The organism is Nitrososphaera viennensis EN76 (assembly GCF_000698785.1).
GTDB lineage: Archaea > Thermoproteota > Nitrososphaeria > Nitrososphaerales > Nitrososphaeraceae > Nitrososphaera > Nitrososphaera viennensis.
Genome location: NZ_CP007536.1, coordinates 825,333 through 842,384, shown reverse-complemented (window position 1 = coordinate 842,384; position 17,052 = coordinate 825,333). Strand labels below are relative to the sequence as shown.

17 protein-coding genes are annotated in these 17,052 nt (G+C 54.2%); 5 read left to right on the top strand and 12 right to left on the bottom strand.

The window, feature by feature from the left end; all coding sequences use genetic code 11:
* Positions 1-253 precede the first annotated feature (253 nt).
* Positions 254-910, bottom strand: a complete 657-nt coding sequence (locus NVIE_RS04830) for an archaellin/type IV pilin N-terminal domain-containing protein (RefSeq protein ID WP_075054280.1) — start codon at positions 908-910, stop codon at positions 254-256.
* Between the two features lie 230 nt (positions 911-1,140).
* On the opposite strand from NVIE_RS04830, the gene NVIE_RS04825 reads away from it, so the two are divergent.
* Positions 1,141-2,052: a TrmB family transcriptional regulator gene (locus NVIE_RS04825; RefSeq protein WP_075054279.1), complete on the top strand. Its 912-nt coding sequence runs from the start codon at positions 1,141-1,143 to the stop codon at positions 2,050-2,052.
* 101 nt (positions 2,053-2,153) lie between these two features.
* Complete coding sequence (locus tag NVIE_RS04820; protein WP_227717478.1) at positions 2,154-3,845, top strand: type II/IV secretion system ATPase subunit; 1,692 nt, start codon at positions 2,154-2,156, stop codon at positions 3,843-3,845.
* 5 nt (positions 3,846-3,850) lie between these two features.
* On the opposite strand, the gene NVIE_RS04815 is transcribed toward NVIE_RS04820, so the two are convergent.
* The 8 genes from NVIE_RS04815 to NVIE_RS04780 all read right to left on the bottom strand — a co-directional run bounded on the left by NVIE_RS04815 (position 3,851) and on the right by NVIE_RS04780 (position 10,775).
* Positions 3,851-4,666 (bottom strand): CheR family methyltransferase, encoded by an 816-nt coding sequence (locus tag NVIE_RS04815; RefSeq protein WP_158435098.1) that lies wholly within the window; start codon positions 4,664-4,666, stop codon positions 3,851-3,853.
* Positions 4,667-4,674: 8 nt separating this feature from the next.
* On the bottom strand, positions 4,675-5,196 hold the full coding sequence (locus NVIE_RS04810) for a chemotaxis protein CheD (protein ID WP_075054276.1): 522 nt from the start codon (positions 5,194-5,196) through the stop codon (positions 4,675-4,677).
* Positions 5,197-5,210: 14 nt separating this feature from the next.
* Positions 5,211-5,819, bottom strand: coding sequence for a chemotaxis protein CheC (locus tag NVIE_RS04805; RefSeq protein WP_158435097.1), 609 nt, complete (start codon positions 5,817-5,819; stop codon positions 5,211-5,213).
* Between the two features lie 23 nt (positions 5,820-5,842).
* Positions 5,843-7,471 carry a chemotaxis protein CheA gene (locus NVIE_RS04800; protein ID WP_075054274.1) on the bottom strand — a complete coding sequence of 543 codons (1,629 nt, stop codon included), beginning with the start codon at positions 7,469-7,471 and terminating at the stop codon, positions 5,843-5,845.
* A complete protein-coding gene (locus NVIE_RS04795; RefSeq protein ID WP_084790625.1) occupies positions 7,468-8,589 on the bottom strand; it encodes a protein-glutamate methylesterase/protein-glutamine glutaminase in 1,122 nt (373 codons plus the stop codon). Before NVIE_RS04795 ends, NVIE_RS04800 begins: the two co-directional genes overlap by 4 nt.
* Positions 8,586-8,966, bottom strand: coding sequence for a response regulator (locus NVIE_RS04790; RefSeq protein WP_075054273.1), 381 nt, complete (start codon positions 8,964-8,966; stop codon positions 8,586-8,588). The genes NVIE_RS04795 and NVIE_RS04790 overlap by 4 nt, the downstream gene beginning before the upstream one ends.
* 24 nt (positions 8,967-8,990) lie before the next feature.
* Positions 8,991-9,491 (bottom strand): chemotaxis protein CheW, encoded by a 501-nt coding sequence (locus NVIE_RS04785; protein WP_075054272.1) that lies wholly within the window; start codon positions 9,489-9,491, stop codon positions 8,991-8,993.
* 201 nt (positions 9,492-9,692) lie between these two features.
* Positions 9,693-10,775, bottom strand: a complete 1,083-nt coding sequence (locus tag NVIE_RS04780) for a methyl-accepting chemotaxis protein (RefSeq protein WP_075054271.1) — start codon at positions 10,773-10,775, stop codon at positions 9,693-9,695.
* 224 nt (positions 10,776-10,999) lie between these two features.
* Here NVIE_RS04780 and NVIE_RS15290 point away from each other — a divergent pair, with 224 nt between their 5' ends.
* Positions 11,000-11,143, top strand: a complete 144-nt coding sequence (locus NVIE_RS15290) for a hypothetical protein (RefSeq protein ID WP_158435096.1) — start codon at positions 11,000-11,002, stop codon at positions 11,141-11,143.
* Between the two features lie 71 nt (positions 11,144-11,214).
* Positions 11,215-11,385: a hypothetical protein gene (locus NVIE_RS15285; protein ID WP_158435095.1), complete on the top strand. Its 171-nt coding sequence runs from the start codon at positions 11,215-11,217 to the stop codon at positions 11,383-11,385.
* Positions 11,386-11,425: 40 nt separating this feature from the next.
* Here NVIE_RS15285 and NVIE_RS04770 read toward each other — a convergent pair whose 3' ends face one another.
* Entirely contained in the window at positions 11,426-13,690 is a 2,265-nt protein-coding gene (locus NVIE_RS04770; protein ID WP_158435094.1) for a methyl-accepting chemotaxis protein, read from the bottom strand.
* Between the two features lie 215 nt (positions 13,691-13,905).
* Entirely contained in the window at positions 13,906-15,561 is a 1,656-nt protein-coding gene (locus NVIE_RS04765; RefSeq protein WP_075054268.1) for a TrmB family transcriptional regulator, read from the bottom strand.
* 197 nt (positions 15,562-15,758) lie between these two features.
* Here NVIE_RS04765 and NVIE_RS04760 point away from each other — a divergent pair, with 197 nt between their 5' ends.
* Entirely contained in the window at positions 15,759-16,433 is a 675-nt protein-coding gene (locus NVIE_RS04760; protein WP_075054267.1) for an archaellin/type IV pilin N-terminal domain-containing protein, read from the top strand.
* Between the two features lie 121 nt (positions 16,434-16,554).
* Here NVIE_RS04760 and NVIE_RS04755 read toward each other — a convergent pair whose 3' ends face one another.
* Positions 16,555-17,046, bottom strand: a complete 492-nt coding sequence (locus NVIE_RS04755; RefSeq protein ID WP_075054266.1) for a DUF192 domain-containing protein — start codon at positions 17,044-17,046, stop codon at positions 16,555-16,557.
* Positions 17,047-17,052 lie beyond the last annotated feature (6 nt).

Here is a 17,052-nt window from a genome sequence, read left to right as displayed (position 1 = left end):
CCTGCGTGCACCCGGGCAGCCAGCAGCTGTTGTTGTATGTAGGTTTTTGACATAAAATGCCTTTAATCATACGCTCCATCTATCTGCATTGTCTGAACAGCCAACCAGGGAAAGTCCCGACCGACTTGTTCATACACCACCATGCTACTACACATATCCCTCATCGGTCGGGACTTCCTCTTAACATCTTGTTTGTACAAACAATGATACTACTGCAACATATGCGCGCGCACATGCGCAAAAACTTGCGCGCTTAATCCAGCCTTACCACTGTATCTGCCACAGGTGGTATCGTCCTTTCCACGCTCAGTGGGGCGCCTGAAACCGGGATCACTTCAAGCCTCGTAACGTCAAGCGCCGCCGGCCTTTCTGCGTCCTTGAATACCACCAGGATCATGATCTGCTCGGCAGGGTCAAGGACTCTGTTGTTGTTGGTGTTTGTGGTGAAGTAGACTATGGCTGCAGTCTTGTCTGGTCCTGCCCCTTCTCCGGGCTTTCTTAAAACCATGTTTTCGTCCTTGGCCTGCTGGATGGCGTCGTCTATGGATGCAAACGTTGTGTTGCTCATGATCCCCGCATAGATGTTGTCGTACGTCACGCTCTTGCTGGAATACCTGATGATCATCTTGTCCTGCGCAATGTCAATCGACGAGCCGCCTGCCGCCAGCTTGACAGGTATGGTGTAGGCCGCCACCGCCGCGCTTGTCACGTTGCCCTTTCCAGTCGCTGCGCCGGCAACCTCTATGCCGGAGCTGGCTTCTGAAAGTCCCGTCGTGATTGTGCTCTTGGCTTTTTCAGTGGTCTGGAAACCTGAATTCAGGACGACGTACGCTATTGCCGCGGCGACTATTACGAATGCTATCAAAACTATGGCCGACTCTACACCCGTGATGCCGCGCCTTTGAACCAACGCTACAGGATATTGGCTGCTTCTTAACTCTGGTTATATGAAACATAGTTTACCAGCATGTAAAGTCTTGTGCATACGTGTTTTTCAGAGAAAAACCTGCAAACTGGCAGGATGTGGCCATAAAAATTAGCCGAATGACGAATAAAATACGCTATGTGCCGAATTTAGGTGTATGTAGCTATTCTACTTACAAAGTATTAAATAATTTTTTTCTAGATTGGCTTTCTATAATGGCTTCATCAATCAAAAAGGTCTACGATGTCGATCTCGATTTCTCTGAAATCGAGGACGGCTCAATCTATGGGCGCAACAAGATTGACTACGCGTTTGCCAAGTATTTCCTTGCCGTCCAGAAGAAGCTCTTGCCTGACTTGCAAAAGCTGGATCTCAGCCTGAATGAAGCGAGGATCCTGCTCTTTCTTATGATCCGCAAGCACTCCACTGCGACCGACGTGTCCAAGTACACTGGAATAGGCCGCACGGAAACATACCACTACCTTTCAAACCTTCTTTCAAAGGGAGTCGTCCTTTCCACGTTTGACAGGCCGCAGAAATACTATGCGCTGCCGTACACCGAGGCCGTTGACTGCCTGGTCAGGGCGAAGCAGAATGCCCTGCGCGCCGTGTCGGAAAACAAAGACGAGCACCAGAGCATGATAAACAGCATAGTCGAGGGCATGGTGATGCCCGAGCAGGACGGCAAGGAAAGCTACCAGGTCATAGTCGGCGAAGATCCAGTGCACGCCAAGATAGCCCGGATGCTGTCTGCGGCAAAAGCCGAGGCTTCCGTGCTCCTTTCTGACAGGTACATGGTGGACCTTTATTATTCTGAAATGACCGACGCCCTGTTCGGCCTGGCGGAAAAGGGCGTAAAAGTGAGGCTCCACACGTCGTGCTCCAAGATGTCGAAATTCATAAACGAGGAGGGGGCAGAAGCCGACATGAGGGCAGTGGGCCTGAAGGTTGTCGACGGCGCAAGCACGCCTGTAGACTTTGTCATAGTCGACGACCAGGAAATGATAATCCTGCTGAACAGCCGCCCGGCGCCAAGCAAGAAGCAAGAGTCTTGCGGCTTTTACACCAACAACCAGTCACTGATAGCGGCCTTCAAGTTCATGTTCAACAAGACGGGTGGCGCTTGACCGTGCCTGCCCAAGGGCCGCTTCTTCTTAGTGGCTGATTTTTTACATACTATTTGTTTTAACCCGCCTGATCGGTCTTTTCTCACAGGTGCATCGCAGTCGTGGAGTTGGCAGCAAAGACTTCTGGCGCTTCTTCTTCTGCTACTACTATAATTGACAAGAAACTGCTTGAAATAGCCCGGAAGGTCCCTCACCTTTCCGACTACCTCCAGAAACTTTCAGGCACCGGCATACCCATGCCGGCATTTTATGAAAAGCTGGACGGAAGCATGAAGAACTTCAAGATCCTGAACCTCATCTATCCTGTCACGGACCAGATCTGCATACACATCAACAGCATCGGGACAAGCGACGGGTACACGGAATACGTGATCATAGACCCGCCGGAACCAAACGTGCTTCTCTCCGCGGCCATTGACAAGAACTTTGCGATAAACTCTGCCGCCACCGAGCCGGCAAGCGAGTTCCAGCAAAAGATGGTTTACCTTGAAGAATTCCTGAAAAAGTTATGCACGCTTTCAAAAGTCGAAGTCGATTACAACAAGCTGGATCCAAAAGCCAAGTCCGTGCCGGTGTACGAGAAAGACTTTGCCAGCCTGACCTACCATTTTATACGCAAGCGCGCCGGGCTCGGACTGCTTGAGCCTTTCCTGACCGACCCGTACCTTGAGGACATTTCGATCATAGGACAGGGCAACGTGTTCGTGGTGCACAAGGTGTTTGGCCCGCTCAAGTCGCCAGTGTGGCTCACAAACGACGACATCGACAGCCTGGTCATAGGCATGTCGGAGCAGTTTGGCAAGACCGTGTCCCATGCAAGGCCTGTCATCGACGCCACGCTGCCTGAAGGGTCCAGAATCAACATCGTCTTTGGCAAGGATGTTAGCAGAAAGGGCACGAACGCCACCATCAGAAGGTTTGCCAGCGTGCCACTTTCAATCACGCAGATCATCTCGTCCAAGACCCTCGACAAGAGGGAGGCTGCTTACATGTGGATGATGGTAAGCGAGGGGATGAGCTGCTTCATCAACGGCGAGACGGCCTCCGGCAAGACGACTACCATGATGGGCATAACACTGTTCATCCCGCCTACCTGGAAGGTGGTCACGATCGAGGACACGCCCGAGATTACACTTCCACACAACAACTGGATAAGCGAGGTCACCCGGGACACGGGTAGCGCCTCCTCAAGCGTGACCATGTTTGACCTGCTAAAGGCCGCCCTGAGGCAGAGGCCAAACTACATACTTGTAGGCGAGATAAGGGGAGTAGAGGGCAACATCGCCTTTCAGGCCATGCAGACGGGCCACCCTGTCGTCAGCACGTTCCATGCGGCCCAGATGTCAAGCCTTATCCAGAGGCTCACGGGCGACCCCATAAGGGTGCCCAAGCCCAACGTCGAGAACCTGAACATCGCGCTTTTCCAGGCCGCGGTACAGGGAAAGGAAGGCAAGCCGATAAGGAGGGTGCTGTCCATAAACGAGATAGTGGGATACAACAGCGGAAGCGACTCGGTGATGTTCATCCCGATCTTTACGTGGGACCCGTCCACCGACTCGGTTACATTCAGGGGGCGCGGAAGCAGCAACCTGTTTGTCTCAAAGCTGCTGCTCAAGAGGGGGATGGCGCGCAAGGACGAGGGCCTCCTGTACGACGAGCTGGAACTGCGCGCGGCTTTTCTTGAGAGGCTCATACAGAAAAAGATATTCAACTATTATGAGGTGTACGACCATCTGGTAAAAACCAGAGAGATAGGGCTGGAAGCAGCATTCAAGGAACTTGGCAAGATATAAAATAGTTAGAGCCGCCTCTTGCGGTAGATCCTTTCCTTTGGCATAACCGTCTCAAACAGTGCAGACGACTCACCCATGACTGCCTCTGACTGGCCCAGGATGAAATAGCCGCCGTCTTTTAGGCTCTTGTGGAACTTGGTCAGGATCTTGAGCTGCATGTCCTTGTCAAAGTACATCAGGACGTTTCTGCAAAATATGGCGTCGACCTGCTGCGGGGCACTCATGGTGGCCAGGTTGCCAATGTCAAAATCGATCATGCTCCTGAGTCTTTCGGATACCTGGTGCCTGCCGTTTGGCAGGCGCGTGAAATGCTTTGCCAGGATGTCCTCAGGCACGTTTGCCAGCCTGGCCGCGTCGTATCTCCCAAGCCTGGCCGCTTCGATGGCCTTGCTGCTAAAGTCGGTGGCTATTATCCTGCCCTTAAAGCCGGCAAGGCTCTCTGCGGCCTCTGCAAACATGATGGCCAGGGTGTAGGCTTCCTCTCCAGACGCGCAGCCGGCGCTCCACACCCTTATCCCACCCTGTCCCGCTTCAAGGTGCATGTCCGGTATTATGTGCGAATAAAACGCATTGTAAAAGTCGACGTCTCTAAAGAATTCAGTCACGTTGATGGAAAATGTCGCCAAAAGCAAATGGAATTCTGATGGGTCGCTGTCCAGCAGGCGGGCGTACTGCGAGTAGTCGCTTATGCCCCTTGCCTTGAGCCTTATGTCAAGCCTCCTTTTCAAAAAGTTCTCCTTATACTGCCTGAGATCCACGCCCCTTGCGAGCACCCTTTCCACGACCATGCTTGTGCCTGGATCTCCGCTTGCTGCAGCCATGCCGCGAATCATAGGATCTTTTCACCGCTGTTCCTCATGCTCACGACCACCTGACCTGAATTCAGGTTGAACCTGACCCACCGGCCGTGGTTCAGCCCGACGTCCTCGCCTGCTATCCTTATCCCTTTTTGGGTCAGGAGCTTCTTGATGGACTCTGCATTCCTTGAGCCTATGCTGAACATGTCGTTGTCGCCGCCGCTCCCTTCGTGCGAAAATATCTTGGCCCCGCCGGCAATCTTGGCCACGAGCCTGCCCTGCAGGGCCCCCTTTTTGACCATCATTCTCAGGGTGTTTTCAAGTGCTTCGTCTGCATACTTGGCGGCGCCTTCCTCTCCGGAAGAAGAACCATCATCATCATTATTCCTGCTGTTTTCCGGGAGCATGATGTGGGCCATCCCGCCGACTTTTGACTGTGGGTCATAGAGGCACAGGGCTATGCATGACCCTACAAAGGTGGTGAGCACGGTGTCTTTCTTGTTGTCGGCCACGTGCAGCTCGCCCATCCCTACACTGGTTTCTGCAGCATCCATGAGAAGTCACATCATCATTCCTTTGCATGGGCAAGCAGTTTCTTTATGTCCTCTGGACCAAAGAACAGGAATATGTAGACTCGAACGTTGCTTTTCAGGCCGTGGAGCTCGACTCCTGCCAGGATGAGGCTGTTTGTCCTTGCCGCGATCTCTGATATCGGGTCGCCGAGGATCGCCCCGAGGGACTCGATAGCAAAACCCGGCACCGAGCAGTCTATCCTGAATCCTGTGGAATTCGAGATGGCGTTCAGGAACGATCCTGCCAAGAGTATGTTGCCCACCTCCGCAAGCGACGACTTGCCAAGCGTGTCCAGCCTGTCCATGGCGTCCTTGCCCAAAAGGCGCGCGGCGAGGGTCAGCGCCTGGGCCTCCTGCATGAAGAGGAGCATGCCTATGCGTACATCCCCCTCTGCCCTCAGGTAGATGGCGCACATCTCCTGGTTCATGAACGGCAGGAGGATGCCGTCAATGTCCTGGAGGTGCAGCATGTTCATGCTGCGGACAGAGTATTCGACGTCCTCGCCGAGGATCATCGAAAACGCGGGCATCGTCTTTGTACGCATGTACGAGTTCAGCAGTCCCTTCAGCGTTTTCAGTTCCGTTTCACTTAGTGATGTCATCATGACCATGATCCTCTCTCTTTATACTACAGCCGCGCAGGGTCCAGTATCAGCGCCACCTTGCCGTCGCCAAGTATTGTTGCCTCGGACGACACCGAAGACGGCGCGCTGGAACTATCCAGGCGCTTCACGACTATCTCCTGCTTGCTCTCAAACGCGTCGACGATAAGGCCGTACGGCTTGCCGTTCTTGTTCACTATTACCACCGTCAGGTAGTGATTGTACTCGTCAGCCTGCTGCTGGTGTTGTTGCTCTTTCTGTTGCTGCTGGGATATTATCCCCAAGGACTTGCCTGTCCTCAGCAGCGGGACAACCTGCTCCCTGAAGAGTATCACCTCCTTGCCATGCACAATCTTGACGTCTTTTTTGTCCACGCGCATCGTGGAAATAACGCTTGACAGGGGCAGCACGTACTTCTCGTCGCTTATCGTGACTAGTAGCCCGCCTATTATGGCGAGGCTGAGGGGTATTATCATGGTAAAGCGCGTTCCCTTGCCCTTTCTGGTTTCGATCTTGACCTGGCCGCCCACTGCCTCTATCTGGCTGAAGACCACGTCCATGCCGACTCCGCGGCCGGATATGTCGGTGACCTGCTTTGCGGTGGAGAGGCCCGGGGTGCCCAGAAGGTCGAGGATGTCCTGCTCGGACATCGAGTCGGCCTCCTCTTTTGTAATGATCTTTTTCTCTATCGCCTTTGCCTTGACCTTCTCAAGGTCTATGCCCCTGCCATCGTCTTCGACCGTTATCATGACCCTGTCGCCCACCTTTGAAGCGATCAGCTTTATGGTGCCAGTCTGCGGCTTGCCGGCCGCCTCTCTTTCCTCCGGCATCTCTATTGCGTGGTCCGCGGCATTTCTCAGCATGTGGAGAAGCGGGTCCGTGATGGCGTCAAGGACCGTCCGGTCAAGCTCGATCCCGAGGCCTTCGATCTCCAGCTTGAGGCTCTTGCCCTGGCTTGAAGAAAGGTCCCTTATCATGCGGGGGAACCTGTTGAAGATCTGCTCCACGGGCACCAGCCTGAGCTTCATGGTCTGGTACTGCAGGTCGGAGACGAGCCTCCCTAGGCTCATAAAAGTATGTCGCACCCTGTTGTCTGTCGTAGTGTTGCCGACCATCTGCTCAAGGCGCATCTTGGCTATCAGAAGCTCGCCAACAAGGTCTACAAGCGCATCCAGGTCCTGCATCTTGACCCTTATGGTCTGTGGAAGGGCAGAGTGCTGTTGTTGCTGTTGCTGTTGCTGCGAGGCGCCTTCCTGGCTTGCGGCCTTGCCGCCGCCCACGGCCGCCGGGTTGCGCAGGTCGCTGAGATACTGCTCGATGTTCACCTTCTTGTTCTCGTCGTCTACCATCTCCTGTATGGTGTCTATACACTTGAAGAGGTAGCTGGCCATCTCTGACGACATCCTTTCCTCGTCCTTGCGGAACTTGTCAAACAGCTCCTCGATTGCCTTGCAAAGCTCCTTTATCTGGTCGTAGCCCATAGTCGCCGCCATGCCCTTGAGTGTGTGGGCAGAGCGGAAGGCAGAATCCAGGTGCTCTTTGCTCTTTGGATCCTCCTCGAGCTTGAGGAGCGCCTGGTTCATGTTCTGCACGTGCTCGTGCGCCTCTTGCACAAAGAGGTCCCTGTACGCAGACTTGTTCTCGTCGTTGCTCATTGTATGCTTGCCACCATCCTCTCAATCTCTTCCGGTATCATCTCTGCAGGGAGCAGGCGATCCACGGCGTCCATCTCTGCTGCCGCCTTGGCCATGCCAAAGACGACCGAAGAAGACTCGTCCTGCCCTACCGTCACTCCGCCCTTCCTCTTGATCATCTTCATGCCAAAGGCTCCGTCATGCCCCATTCCTGTCAGCAGCACCCCGATAGTCTTGCGGCCGTACACCTGCGAGGCAGAGACCATGCTCATGTTTATGGCCGGCCTGACTCCAAACCTCCTTGGAGATTTGTTTAGTTCAACTGTGCGGGACGGCTTGACCAGCAGGTGGTAGTCCCCCGGCGCAAGCAGCGCCGTGCCCGCCCTGACGGCGTCGCCTTCTCTGGCCTCTCTCACCGGTATCTTGGAGATCCCGTTGAGGCGGTCTGCAAAGCTCTTTGTGAATCCTTCCGGCATGTGCTGTACTATGAGTATGCCTGCCGGCAGGTCTGCAGAAAGCCTGGACATTATTTCGCCCACCACGCCCGGGCCTCCTGTGGAAGCACCAATGACTACGACCGCCGAATCCTCGCCAGCAACAGCCTTCGAAGAATATGAACGGCGCGCCGCCTCTCTTTCGGGCCTGCGTGCGGCCTTTGTTTTCAGCCGCGGGTGGTTTTTTGCCTGCGCGGCTATCTCTATCTTTGAAACTAGCGTGTCGCGCAGACCTCTCATCTTTTCTGGATCGTCCTGCGGTATGGGCACAAAGTCCACCGCGCCCATCTCCAGGGCGTCAAATACCACGTCTGCCCCCCTTTGCCCGTAGCTGCTCACAAGGACCACCGGCAGCGGATCTGCGGACATGATGTTTTCTATGAACGAAAGCCCGTCCATGTTGGGCATCTCCAAATCGAGCAGCACTACGTCCGGCCTGCTCTTGCGGATCTTCCTCAATGCATCGAGTCCGTCGTTTGCAGTGTCGGACACCTGGAGCCTCTGGCTTGAAGATATCAGGTCGCTGAACAGGCTGCGCATGTACATCGAATCGTTGACTATCATCACCCGGGTCTTGTCGTAGCCGTTACTGGCAAGCGTGCTTGTAGTGGTGGTGGCGGAGGAGGACATCTTTCTGCCGGTCACCTGCCCCTCATGACCTTGCTCAGCACGGCAGCCACCATCGCCCTGTCAAACGGCTTGACCACATAGTCCTTGGCGCCGACCTTGATGGCCTCCTGTACGATCTGCTTCTGCTCGACAGAAGTGACCATGATTATCTTGGCCGTGGGGTCCATCGCAATTATCGATTTTAGCGCCTGTATGCCGTCTGTTCCCGGCATGTTGATGTCCATCGTGACAAGGTCCGGCCTGCTCTTGCGGTATGCATCTATTGCAGCAGCACCGTCGCCTGCTTCAAGCACGTTTGTAAACCCGTTTGAGTGGAGTATGTCCTTGAGTATCGTCCTCATGAAAAGCGCGTCGTCGACCACGAGGATTTTTGTCGAGCTTCTCGATGACATTGTCTTTTTTCTTGCCTCCTGTGCCTAGCTCGCCTGGCTGCTGCTATTGCCGCCTTCGCCGAGCAGCATCTTCAAGTCGAGTATGACTATGAGTCTGTCATGGATCTTGGCTATTCCCTTGACGTACGGGGACGTTTCTGCAACGCTGACCGGGTTTGGCTCGATCTCGCTTGCAGGTATGCGCATGACTTCATCTACTTCATCCACAAGCAGGCCCGTGAGGGTCGACCCTACTCCGACTATCAGGATTCTGGTAGAGGCGTTGACCTCTTTTATCGCCTGGAAGCCAAGTTTCTGCTTTACGTCAATTATGGTGATTATCTTGCCACGCAGGTTCATGACGCCCTTTACGTATGCTGGAGCGTTTGGCACCATACTGATGTTTTCCAAAAGCCCGATCTCCTGGACCTGGCTCACCTCAACTCCATAGTCCATCCTCCTTGACAGCCCTTCTTCTAGCAGACTGAATACCAGGATCTGCGACGAGCTGTCTGCCAAGGCTGCTGATGTCGACGCCGAGCTCATGATGGATGTTGTCCCTCCGGCCTGCGCGGGATGCGATGATGCATCCGGTTTATTATGCGTGTGATCATTCTGTTGCCGACCATCTCACTCACGTTTGTCTTGTATGGTGCTGGCGTTAATATGGTCAAGTATGTCAAATCGCGCACGTGAAAAATCGGCCATGCAAAAATGGACATGGATGGATTGATGGAAAACAAATCATCACCCTGCATTCAGCTTCTGGATGATAATCGAATGCCATCCTGAGGAATAGGTCTCGTAGCCCGTTGAAGCTGCGTACGCGATGCACGAGTCGCTGTCGTTGTACTTTTTCATGACAAAGCCCTTGTTCGTGCCGTATACCTCGATATCTCCTGCAAAGTGTATGCTTTCTTCGAGCACCCTGCCGTTGGTGTCTGCAAGGACGGTGCCCTTTCCGTCTACTATGCAGACCCTGCTGTTGGCCTTTTCTTCCTTGCTCAGGGGAGTCTTGTTGACGACCTCCTGCGCCAGCGCTTCCCAGTTGAACACCGTTCCAAGGACGCCAAGCACCCTGCCGTTGCTCTGGCAGTTTTCTCTGACGCAGCATGAAAAGATGACTGCCATCTGGTCGTTTACCAGGGGAGACCTGTGGACCGTCTGGAACCCGAACTGGTCGTTTGAAGCGGTGCTCATCGCTGACTCGAACCACGCCGTGTTGCGCTGGTTCGTGCCCTGCGACCTGAACTGCTGCGGCCTGCCGTTTGCAATGACGTTTCCCTCGACGTCGCACAGGACCAGGTCGAAATACACAGTATAAGCGTCCAAGATTACCCCGAGGCGCGTGGATGCCATGTCGCGGCCTTCTTGGGTCTTTTCGGACAGGGCTGCGACCATGCTTGAGTCCTTGGCCCACCAGCGGACGTCGCACGACCTTTCGTACAGGTTGCGGTCTATCAGGTCGATGTTGGTCAGCGCAAGATCGGAGAGCCGTATGCCCCTGATGTTCGTGGCCTGCATCTTGATAAGGTTCTTCAGCTCGCTTATGGTGCCCCTGCTTTCCTTTCTCAGCTTGTCTGTGGTGTCAACTATTTTCCGAGAAAGCCTGCTCATTTCCTCGGCAACGACGCTGAATGCCTTGCCAGCTTCCCCAGCCCTGCTTGCCTCTATCAGCGCGTTGATTGCAAGGACCTGCGTCTCGCCGTTGATGTGGTCTATCTCGTTGATTGCGGTCTCTGTCTTGGAGGAAAGCATCTCCGACAGCTTGGCCACTGTCTCCAGCGAAGAGCTGTCCTTGGCATTTTCCTGTGCGTGTTCCACGTGCATATATGTGCTGGCAGTAGACAAATGGCGATTAAAAGAACAAGTATGTCTAATACGGTTTGACAACCGCCGCGCGGACGGGGCCTGCAAAAAAGTATATAACAATTGGGCTGTCAAAAAACATACGTACAAGTGCATTGAGTGAGAGGACATCGCGTCGAATTCTTCTATACCTTGCCGCCTATTGCGTCCTTGGGTTTTACGCCTTCTTTACTGCCATGTACCATATGGCTGACCTGGCGGCTGGGCTGGACCTGGATCAAAGCAATCCCGTTGCGTCTGTCGCCCTAAAGATCCGGGCAAGCATGGATTGCCGGGACTATGTGGCCCAGACGAGCGATGAGTCGTGCTATTCCCGGTGGCACGTCTAACATACTGGACTTTGTTATAGAAAATACCATGATAAAATTCAAATATACGGTTTTACTGGCTTTTTTCAGCCTTGAAAAAGGATGCCGAGCGGGAAATGCTGTATCGCGAGTTCAAGCAGCTAGGCATTCCTGTAGATGATTTTTACCTGCTGTCTAACTTGACGCTCAAGCATCTTCTTGACTCGATAAAGGAAGCAATCCTGGAATATCGCAAAGGTGCCAAGCTTTCAAGCGACGCTTGACTTTGCCTGGCACCGCGAAAAAGGGATGGTTTTACTGCCTCTAGTTCACTGCCTCTTCTTTCTGATCTCCTCCTCCACCGTGTATTGCTTTAATCCGGCCAAGCATCGGTTTTCGACCCTCCTTCCTTACAAAAGGAGTCTTTAGCTTGAGTGGCTTGCCCAGACCCGGCCTGGTTTCCCCGGCGGGCGCCGCAGGGGCGGCCTTTTCCTCCTCCTCCTCATCCTGTTCATGCTCGCCTGCGTGGTCGGTCTTGAACTTGGTTATCAGGCCCTGCGACTTTTCAGCTATCTTGGCAAGCTCTTGCGCCGCGTTGGTGACTTCCTGCATGCTGGCTGTCTGCTGCTCTGTTGCCGCTGACACTTCTTCTGCCGAAGCTGCCGTTTCTTCAGCAACCGATGCCACTTCCGCGGTCAGCTTTGTGACATTTTCAGCCGCCCTGACCTGGTTCTGGGTGCTGGACGCTATTTCCTGAACCTTCTTGGCCGTCTGCAGCGCCTCGGTCGATATGGCTTCAAGCGAAGAGAGGGCCTTGTTTATGATGTCTGTTCCCTCGTACACTTCCTTGGAGCCGGACTCGATGTTCTGCACCGACGCCTCGATGGTAGTCTTGATTTCGTCCACCAGCTTTGCTATCTCCTCGGATGCCTTGAGCGACCCTTCGGCCAGGCGCTTTACCTCGTCTGCCACGACGGCAAAGCCCTTGCCCGCCTCTCCAGCCCTTGCCGCCTCTATGGCGGCGTTGAGGGCAAGCAGGTTGGTCTTGTCCGAGATGGTGTTGATGACGCCAAGGGCAGATGCAATCTGGGCAGACTTTTCGCTTATTCCCTTGATGTCCGAAACCGCCTTGTTGACAAAGTCATGTATCTTTGTCATCCTCTGGGCGGCGTCAGATGCGGCCGTTTGCCCTGCCTGCGCCGTCTTGCCTGTCTGCATAGCCTGGCCGGCGACTTCTTCTGCAGACCTGGACACGCCTTTCATGGTCGTCCTCAGCTCTTCTGCGATCCTGTTGTTCTCTTCAAGCCTCTTGGCCTGATCCTGGGTTCCCTTTGCAATCTGCTGGACGCTTGTTGAGACCTGATTGATGGACGCGTTAACCTCCTCTGTCGACGCGGCCATCTGTTCCGCCGTCGATGAGATTGTGATCGAGTTGTCCTGGGCCTGCTTGACGAGCTCGCGTATATTTCCAATCATGTCCGTGAACGACTTGGAAAGTATCCCGATCTCGTCCTTGGATTTTACTTCGCCCATTTTTACGGTCAGGTCGCCTTTGCTTACGTTCTGCGCCGCCCTGCTGATGACGGCTATTGGCCTTGAAATCGACCGCGAAATGAAAAATGCCGCGACGCCTACTGCCCCCACTATCGGCCCTCCAAGCAGGAGGTACTGGTTCTGGAGCTGCGTGATTGGCGCGTTGATCTCTGCAACGTCGTACTCTGCAAGCAGCACAATGCCTGCGTCCTTTACGCACGCCGAGGCGCCATAAACCGGTATTCCCCTGTAGTCTGGGTAGATGCCGTTTACAACGGTGCCCTTTTCAAAGCACTCTGTGACAGGCAGGGTGTTGACCCTCTGGTTAAATGCGGCCCCTTCGACGAACCTTGACTCGGATATCATCAGGCCCTCGCTGTTTACGAGGTATGTCTCGCCGGATTCGCCAAGGCCCTCCCTGTTCAGGAGTATCTGCGACGCGACGTGCGTTGGCACGCTGGCATACACCACGCCTATCGTGTCCTGTCCGCCGTGTGCAGTCACCGGCACTATTATCGTGCGGGCTCCTTCTTTTCTGGCCGCGTCATACTCTACGAATGACACCGGCTGCTGCTTTGCCTTCTGGAAGTTCGGATCCTGCGCGATGCTCTTTCCGACCTCCGAGCCGTCGGAGGAGGAATAGAACACCGTGCCATGCATCGAAACCGTCTTTATTTTGTAGAATCCGTCCTTATCCCCTCCTGTCGCTTCCTTGAACTCGGAAAATTCGCCCATTAACGTGCTGGATGCCTCTTTCAGCTGCGACTCGTCTATGCTGGCCCCTGCTTCCTTGGCATTGTACAGCTGGAACAGGTCTTGCACCCTTTCCCCTGAAGCAAAGGTTGACGCTTGCTGCAGGCGCATCTCGTTGAGGATCTTGACTGCCTCCATCCTGCTTACTGCCAGCGAATGCAGCTCGTTGCTTATCTTGTTGCTCAACGCGTCCTGCGCAGAATTGAAGCTGAGCACTGCAATGGCCGCCAGCGGAACCACGGACATTGCGATGAAGAGCGAGATCAGGCGCCCGTTCAGGCTGTTGGAAAGAGGGTTCTTCACTTGCGCCTTCCTCCTGCACATAGGGCCTTGAGCCCGGAAACATGCAGTCGTACCATTTTTTCATGTTGATGTATTGTAGTATCTTTGAGATTGGCTTTGTTCATGGCGTGATATCGTCTATGCTTTACAGGCACGGGGATAAAACGGGGATTGTGTCAAAATCCATACGGACGGACATACACGCACATGCATGCGAGGGATATGCAACAATCAGTCTAGGCCGTGGTAATCTGTTGTTGCTTCTCTTGTACCCCTATCATCTTTCTGAGCGCCTTTTCAGCGTCGCCTGCGCCTGCGACCGTGATGCCGCTATGGAAGGACTTTATCGAAGCCTGCATTTCTGCAGGGTCTGAAAGCGTGACTAGGAGTTTGCTGTCAGCCTTTATGTCCATGCACTTGACGACGAACCCTATCACTGCCGCCTGCAGGTCGGGTTTTTCAGGGCCGGCTATGTCGACCACGACGACAGCCGTGCCGTGCTCTCTTGCGGCCACGATGGAAAACTCGTGCACAAAGCCGCTCGTGCCCTTTATCGCCTTTTGGATCCTAAATCCTGCGCCTTCAAGCAGCCGGCGCATTGACGATGCCATCTCTGCAACCTTTGCCTGCGCCTCGACAAGCACTATTCTGTCAGGCATTGCAGTCGACGAAGACCAGAGGTTGTCAAACATGATCCTGTAGTGCTCGACATAGTCGCGTACGTTTGACCATATCGCGCTCTGGCTGCGGCTCTTTGCCCCTCCGGCTGCTGGCGTGAGCATGACCTCCTCTCCGTCCACAATTGTGATGTTGACTCCTGCCCTTGCATCTACGTGCCGGATCTTGCACCTTTCGCCAAGGTCTCTTATGTCGCCAAGCGATGATCCGTCGATCGCAGTCAGGACCTGCATCTCCACCTTCCTGCCAGCCCACGCAAGCGAGTCGCTCGCAAGTGTCCCGAAAAACTCGGTGTCGTACGGGACAGAGATATGCAGCACCTTCTTTTTGGCCCTTGAAAGCATGCCTTTGTAGAACTCGCCTATCGACTGCGTGCCCCTGACTATGAGGATGTCCTGGAGGGCCTTGCCGCCTTCCTTCATGATGTTTATCCTTGTCTGGGCGCTGATGGCGTTCTCCCAGCTTTCGCCGAGGAGACCCTTTATTCCTGCCACAAAGTTCTTGCCGTTCATCCACAAAGCCACGTCGGTGGCTCCTTCTACCTTTGTCGTGGCCGACACGACAAGTTCTGATTCATCGATGACGAGCAGGATGCTCATCCCGGGGATCCTGGTGTGCCTGATGTCCGCGTACCCTGCATAGTCCTTGACAGTTGCCGCAAGCGAATAGTCCACGTCCGTCAGTATCCTGACCTTTACGCCCCTCTTTCTTGCTTTTGCAAGCTCTTCAGGGATGTCAGTGTAGTAGATCTTTCTCAAATCCTCCCTTTCGACATATGCAAGGATTTCAGAACCTGCAGAGGCGGCCATCTTGGCTATCCACGGGTAGATCTGCCGCTTGCCCTGGATAATCCTGTACTTGGCTTCAACCTGCGGCCTTTCCTGCAGCTTGAACCTGGAAAGCTCCTTTATCACTTCCTCGCGCGCGACCTGCATCGTCTCAAGTTTCCTGGCCGCGTGCTCTATCAGCCTCTCAATTGCGCTGTCGGGAGGGATTGGGGAAAAAATGACCGGCCTGCCCATGGTGGACTCTACTATGTTCATTCCTTGCAGCCTGTCAAGTATCCTGTATACCTTGATTCTGGCAAGCCCAGACGACCTTGCAAGGTCCCCGGCCTTGGATTCGCCTGCCAGGTACAGGTCTCTGAGGACCGTGGCCTCTTCTTCCGAGAGCCCGAGATCTACAAATCTCTTGGTAATGTTTTCAAGCGACACGCCGGTGTATTCCCGGGTGGCTATTCGCGTTTTACAAGGTTTGTATGAATATCCGTATACACATATCTGTATGTGTGTGCGCGTGGACGCCGGCACGCCGGGCCGGAGGGGGCTTGCAAGGTTGTATGTGTGTGTACCTAGCTCGTTCTAGAGTACATACTTGAGCTTAATTCCAGAAAGCCCCAGACTAGTGGCATATGAAGTCGAAGCAAAGGCAAAAGTTCAGGCGTGGCGTGATCGGCATTGAATCTGCAATAGTGCTGATCGCCTTTGTCATGGTGGCAGCAGCTCTCTCGTTTGTCATCCTGAACATGGGTTTCTCGACCACGCAGAAGGCAAAGACTACAATCTCGTCAGGACTGGACGAAGCAAGCAGCGCAATGGAAATCACAGGCGGCGTAACAGGGCACGGCAACGTGACGCAGAACAGGCTCACCTACTACGCTGTGCCAATCAAGGTTTCGCCCGGCGGACAGTCGGTAAATATCGAGACGGAGAACACTGCCATAAGGTACTACAGCAAGAACCTTGTACTTGAGAGCACTTACAAGGGAATACTCTCAAACGGCACGTACTCTAACAGCACGGCAGCCATAGTAGCGGCCAAAAACGCCGGCATGATAAACCAGCTCCCGTGGGCTGGAAGTGGTCTGAACGAGACATCCGCCCTGGTCTACTTTACTGTCAACAAGAACGACAATTCCATCCTTGACCTTGGCGAGAACGCCGTGGTTCTCGTGATGTTCAAAAATGCCGACAGGCCGACGTCGCTGGATACTATCAACACCGAAGTGATAGTGCCTACTGGCGCGCTCCTCTCTGTAAAGAGGATGGTCCCGTCGATCTCAGACGCGGTGGTTGAATTGGGCTAGCTGCATATAAAATACACACAAACCGGGCGCCGGCCGCTCCGTGCCACCTTCTGACTTCCAATGGCCGGCGCCCATGCCACTACTGCTACTGCTCCTTCTCGATCATTCATGTAAAGTGAAGCTAGGCCGAAATGATGTTCATCTTTGTCCCGATATCTATCTTGTGAGCATCTGCAAACCCTGCAGTCCCGGCCAGAATGTACATCGACGGCTTGGTGGTCTTGTACGTGCAGCCCTGCTGGTCAAGTACATGTCCGCACGGCGGGACGTCCTTTTTCATGTAGACCGCGTTGCCGCCCTGGTCAAACCATATTAGGTCAAGGTTGTAGTTCACGTTGAGCATCCATATGTCGTAGAGGTCCGGCTTGTCGTACTTCATCAGCATGGCAGTGTCAATCGGTAGCTTGTCCTGCCGAAATGTGAGCCAGCGCTGCTTCTCTGCGACCGACTGCGCCACCTCGACCGTTATCACGTCGTCGTTTATGCGCACCGTGCCCTTTGGAAAATCCGCGTTTCGCTCCTTGATGTCCGGCGGGATAAACGCAAGCCCAAGCCCGCCTATGGCCACGGCGGCGATTATGACCGGGATGAGGACTGCCGACTTGCGCGCCACGTTTTT

Excerpts from the sequence above, each read along its gene's own strand:
- NVIE_RS04825 (WP_075054279.1), top strand. The coding sequence starts at position 1,141 with ATGGCTTCATCAATCAAAAAGGTCTACGATGTCGATCTCGATTTCTCT.
- NVIE_RS04815 (WP_158435098.1), bottom strand. The coding sequence starts at position 4,666 with ATGGCTGCAGCAAGCGGAGATCCAGGCACAAGCATGGTCGTGGAAAGG.
- NVIE_RS04810 (WP_075054276.1), bottom strand. The coding sequence starts at position 5,196 with ATGGATGCTGCAGAAACCAGTGTAGGGATGGGCGAGCTGCACGTGGCC.
- NVIE_RS04805 (WP_158435097.1), bottom strand. The coding sequence starts at position 5,819 with ATGATGACATCACTAAGTGAAACGGAACTGAAAACGCTGAAGGGACTG.
- NVIE_RS04800 (WP_075054274.1), bottom strand. The coding sequence starts at position 7,471 with ATGAGCAACGACGAGAACAAGTCTGCGTACAGGGACCTCTTTGTGCAA.
- NVIE_RS04790 (WP_075054273.1), bottom strand. The coding sequence starts at position 8,966 with ATGTCATCGAGAAGCTCGACAAAAATCCTCGTGGTCGACGACGCGCTT.
- NVIE_RS04785 (WP_075054272.1), bottom strand. The coding sequence starts at position 9,491 with ATGAGCTCGGCGTCGACATCAGCAGCCTTGGCAGACAGCTCGTCGCAG.
- NVIE_RS04780 (WP_075054271.1), bottom strand. The coding sequence starts at position 10,775 with ATGCACGTGGAACACGCACAGGAAAATGCCAAGGACAGCTCTTCGCTG.
- NVIE_RS15290 (WP_158435096.1), top strand. The coding sequence starts at position 11,000 with ATGGCTGACCTGGCGGCTGGGCTGGACCTGGATCAAAGCAATCCCGTT.
- NVIE_RS04760 (WP_075054267.1), top strand. The coding sequence starts at position 15,759 with ATGAAGTCGAAGCAAAGGCAAAAGTTCAGGCGTGGCGTGATCGGCATT.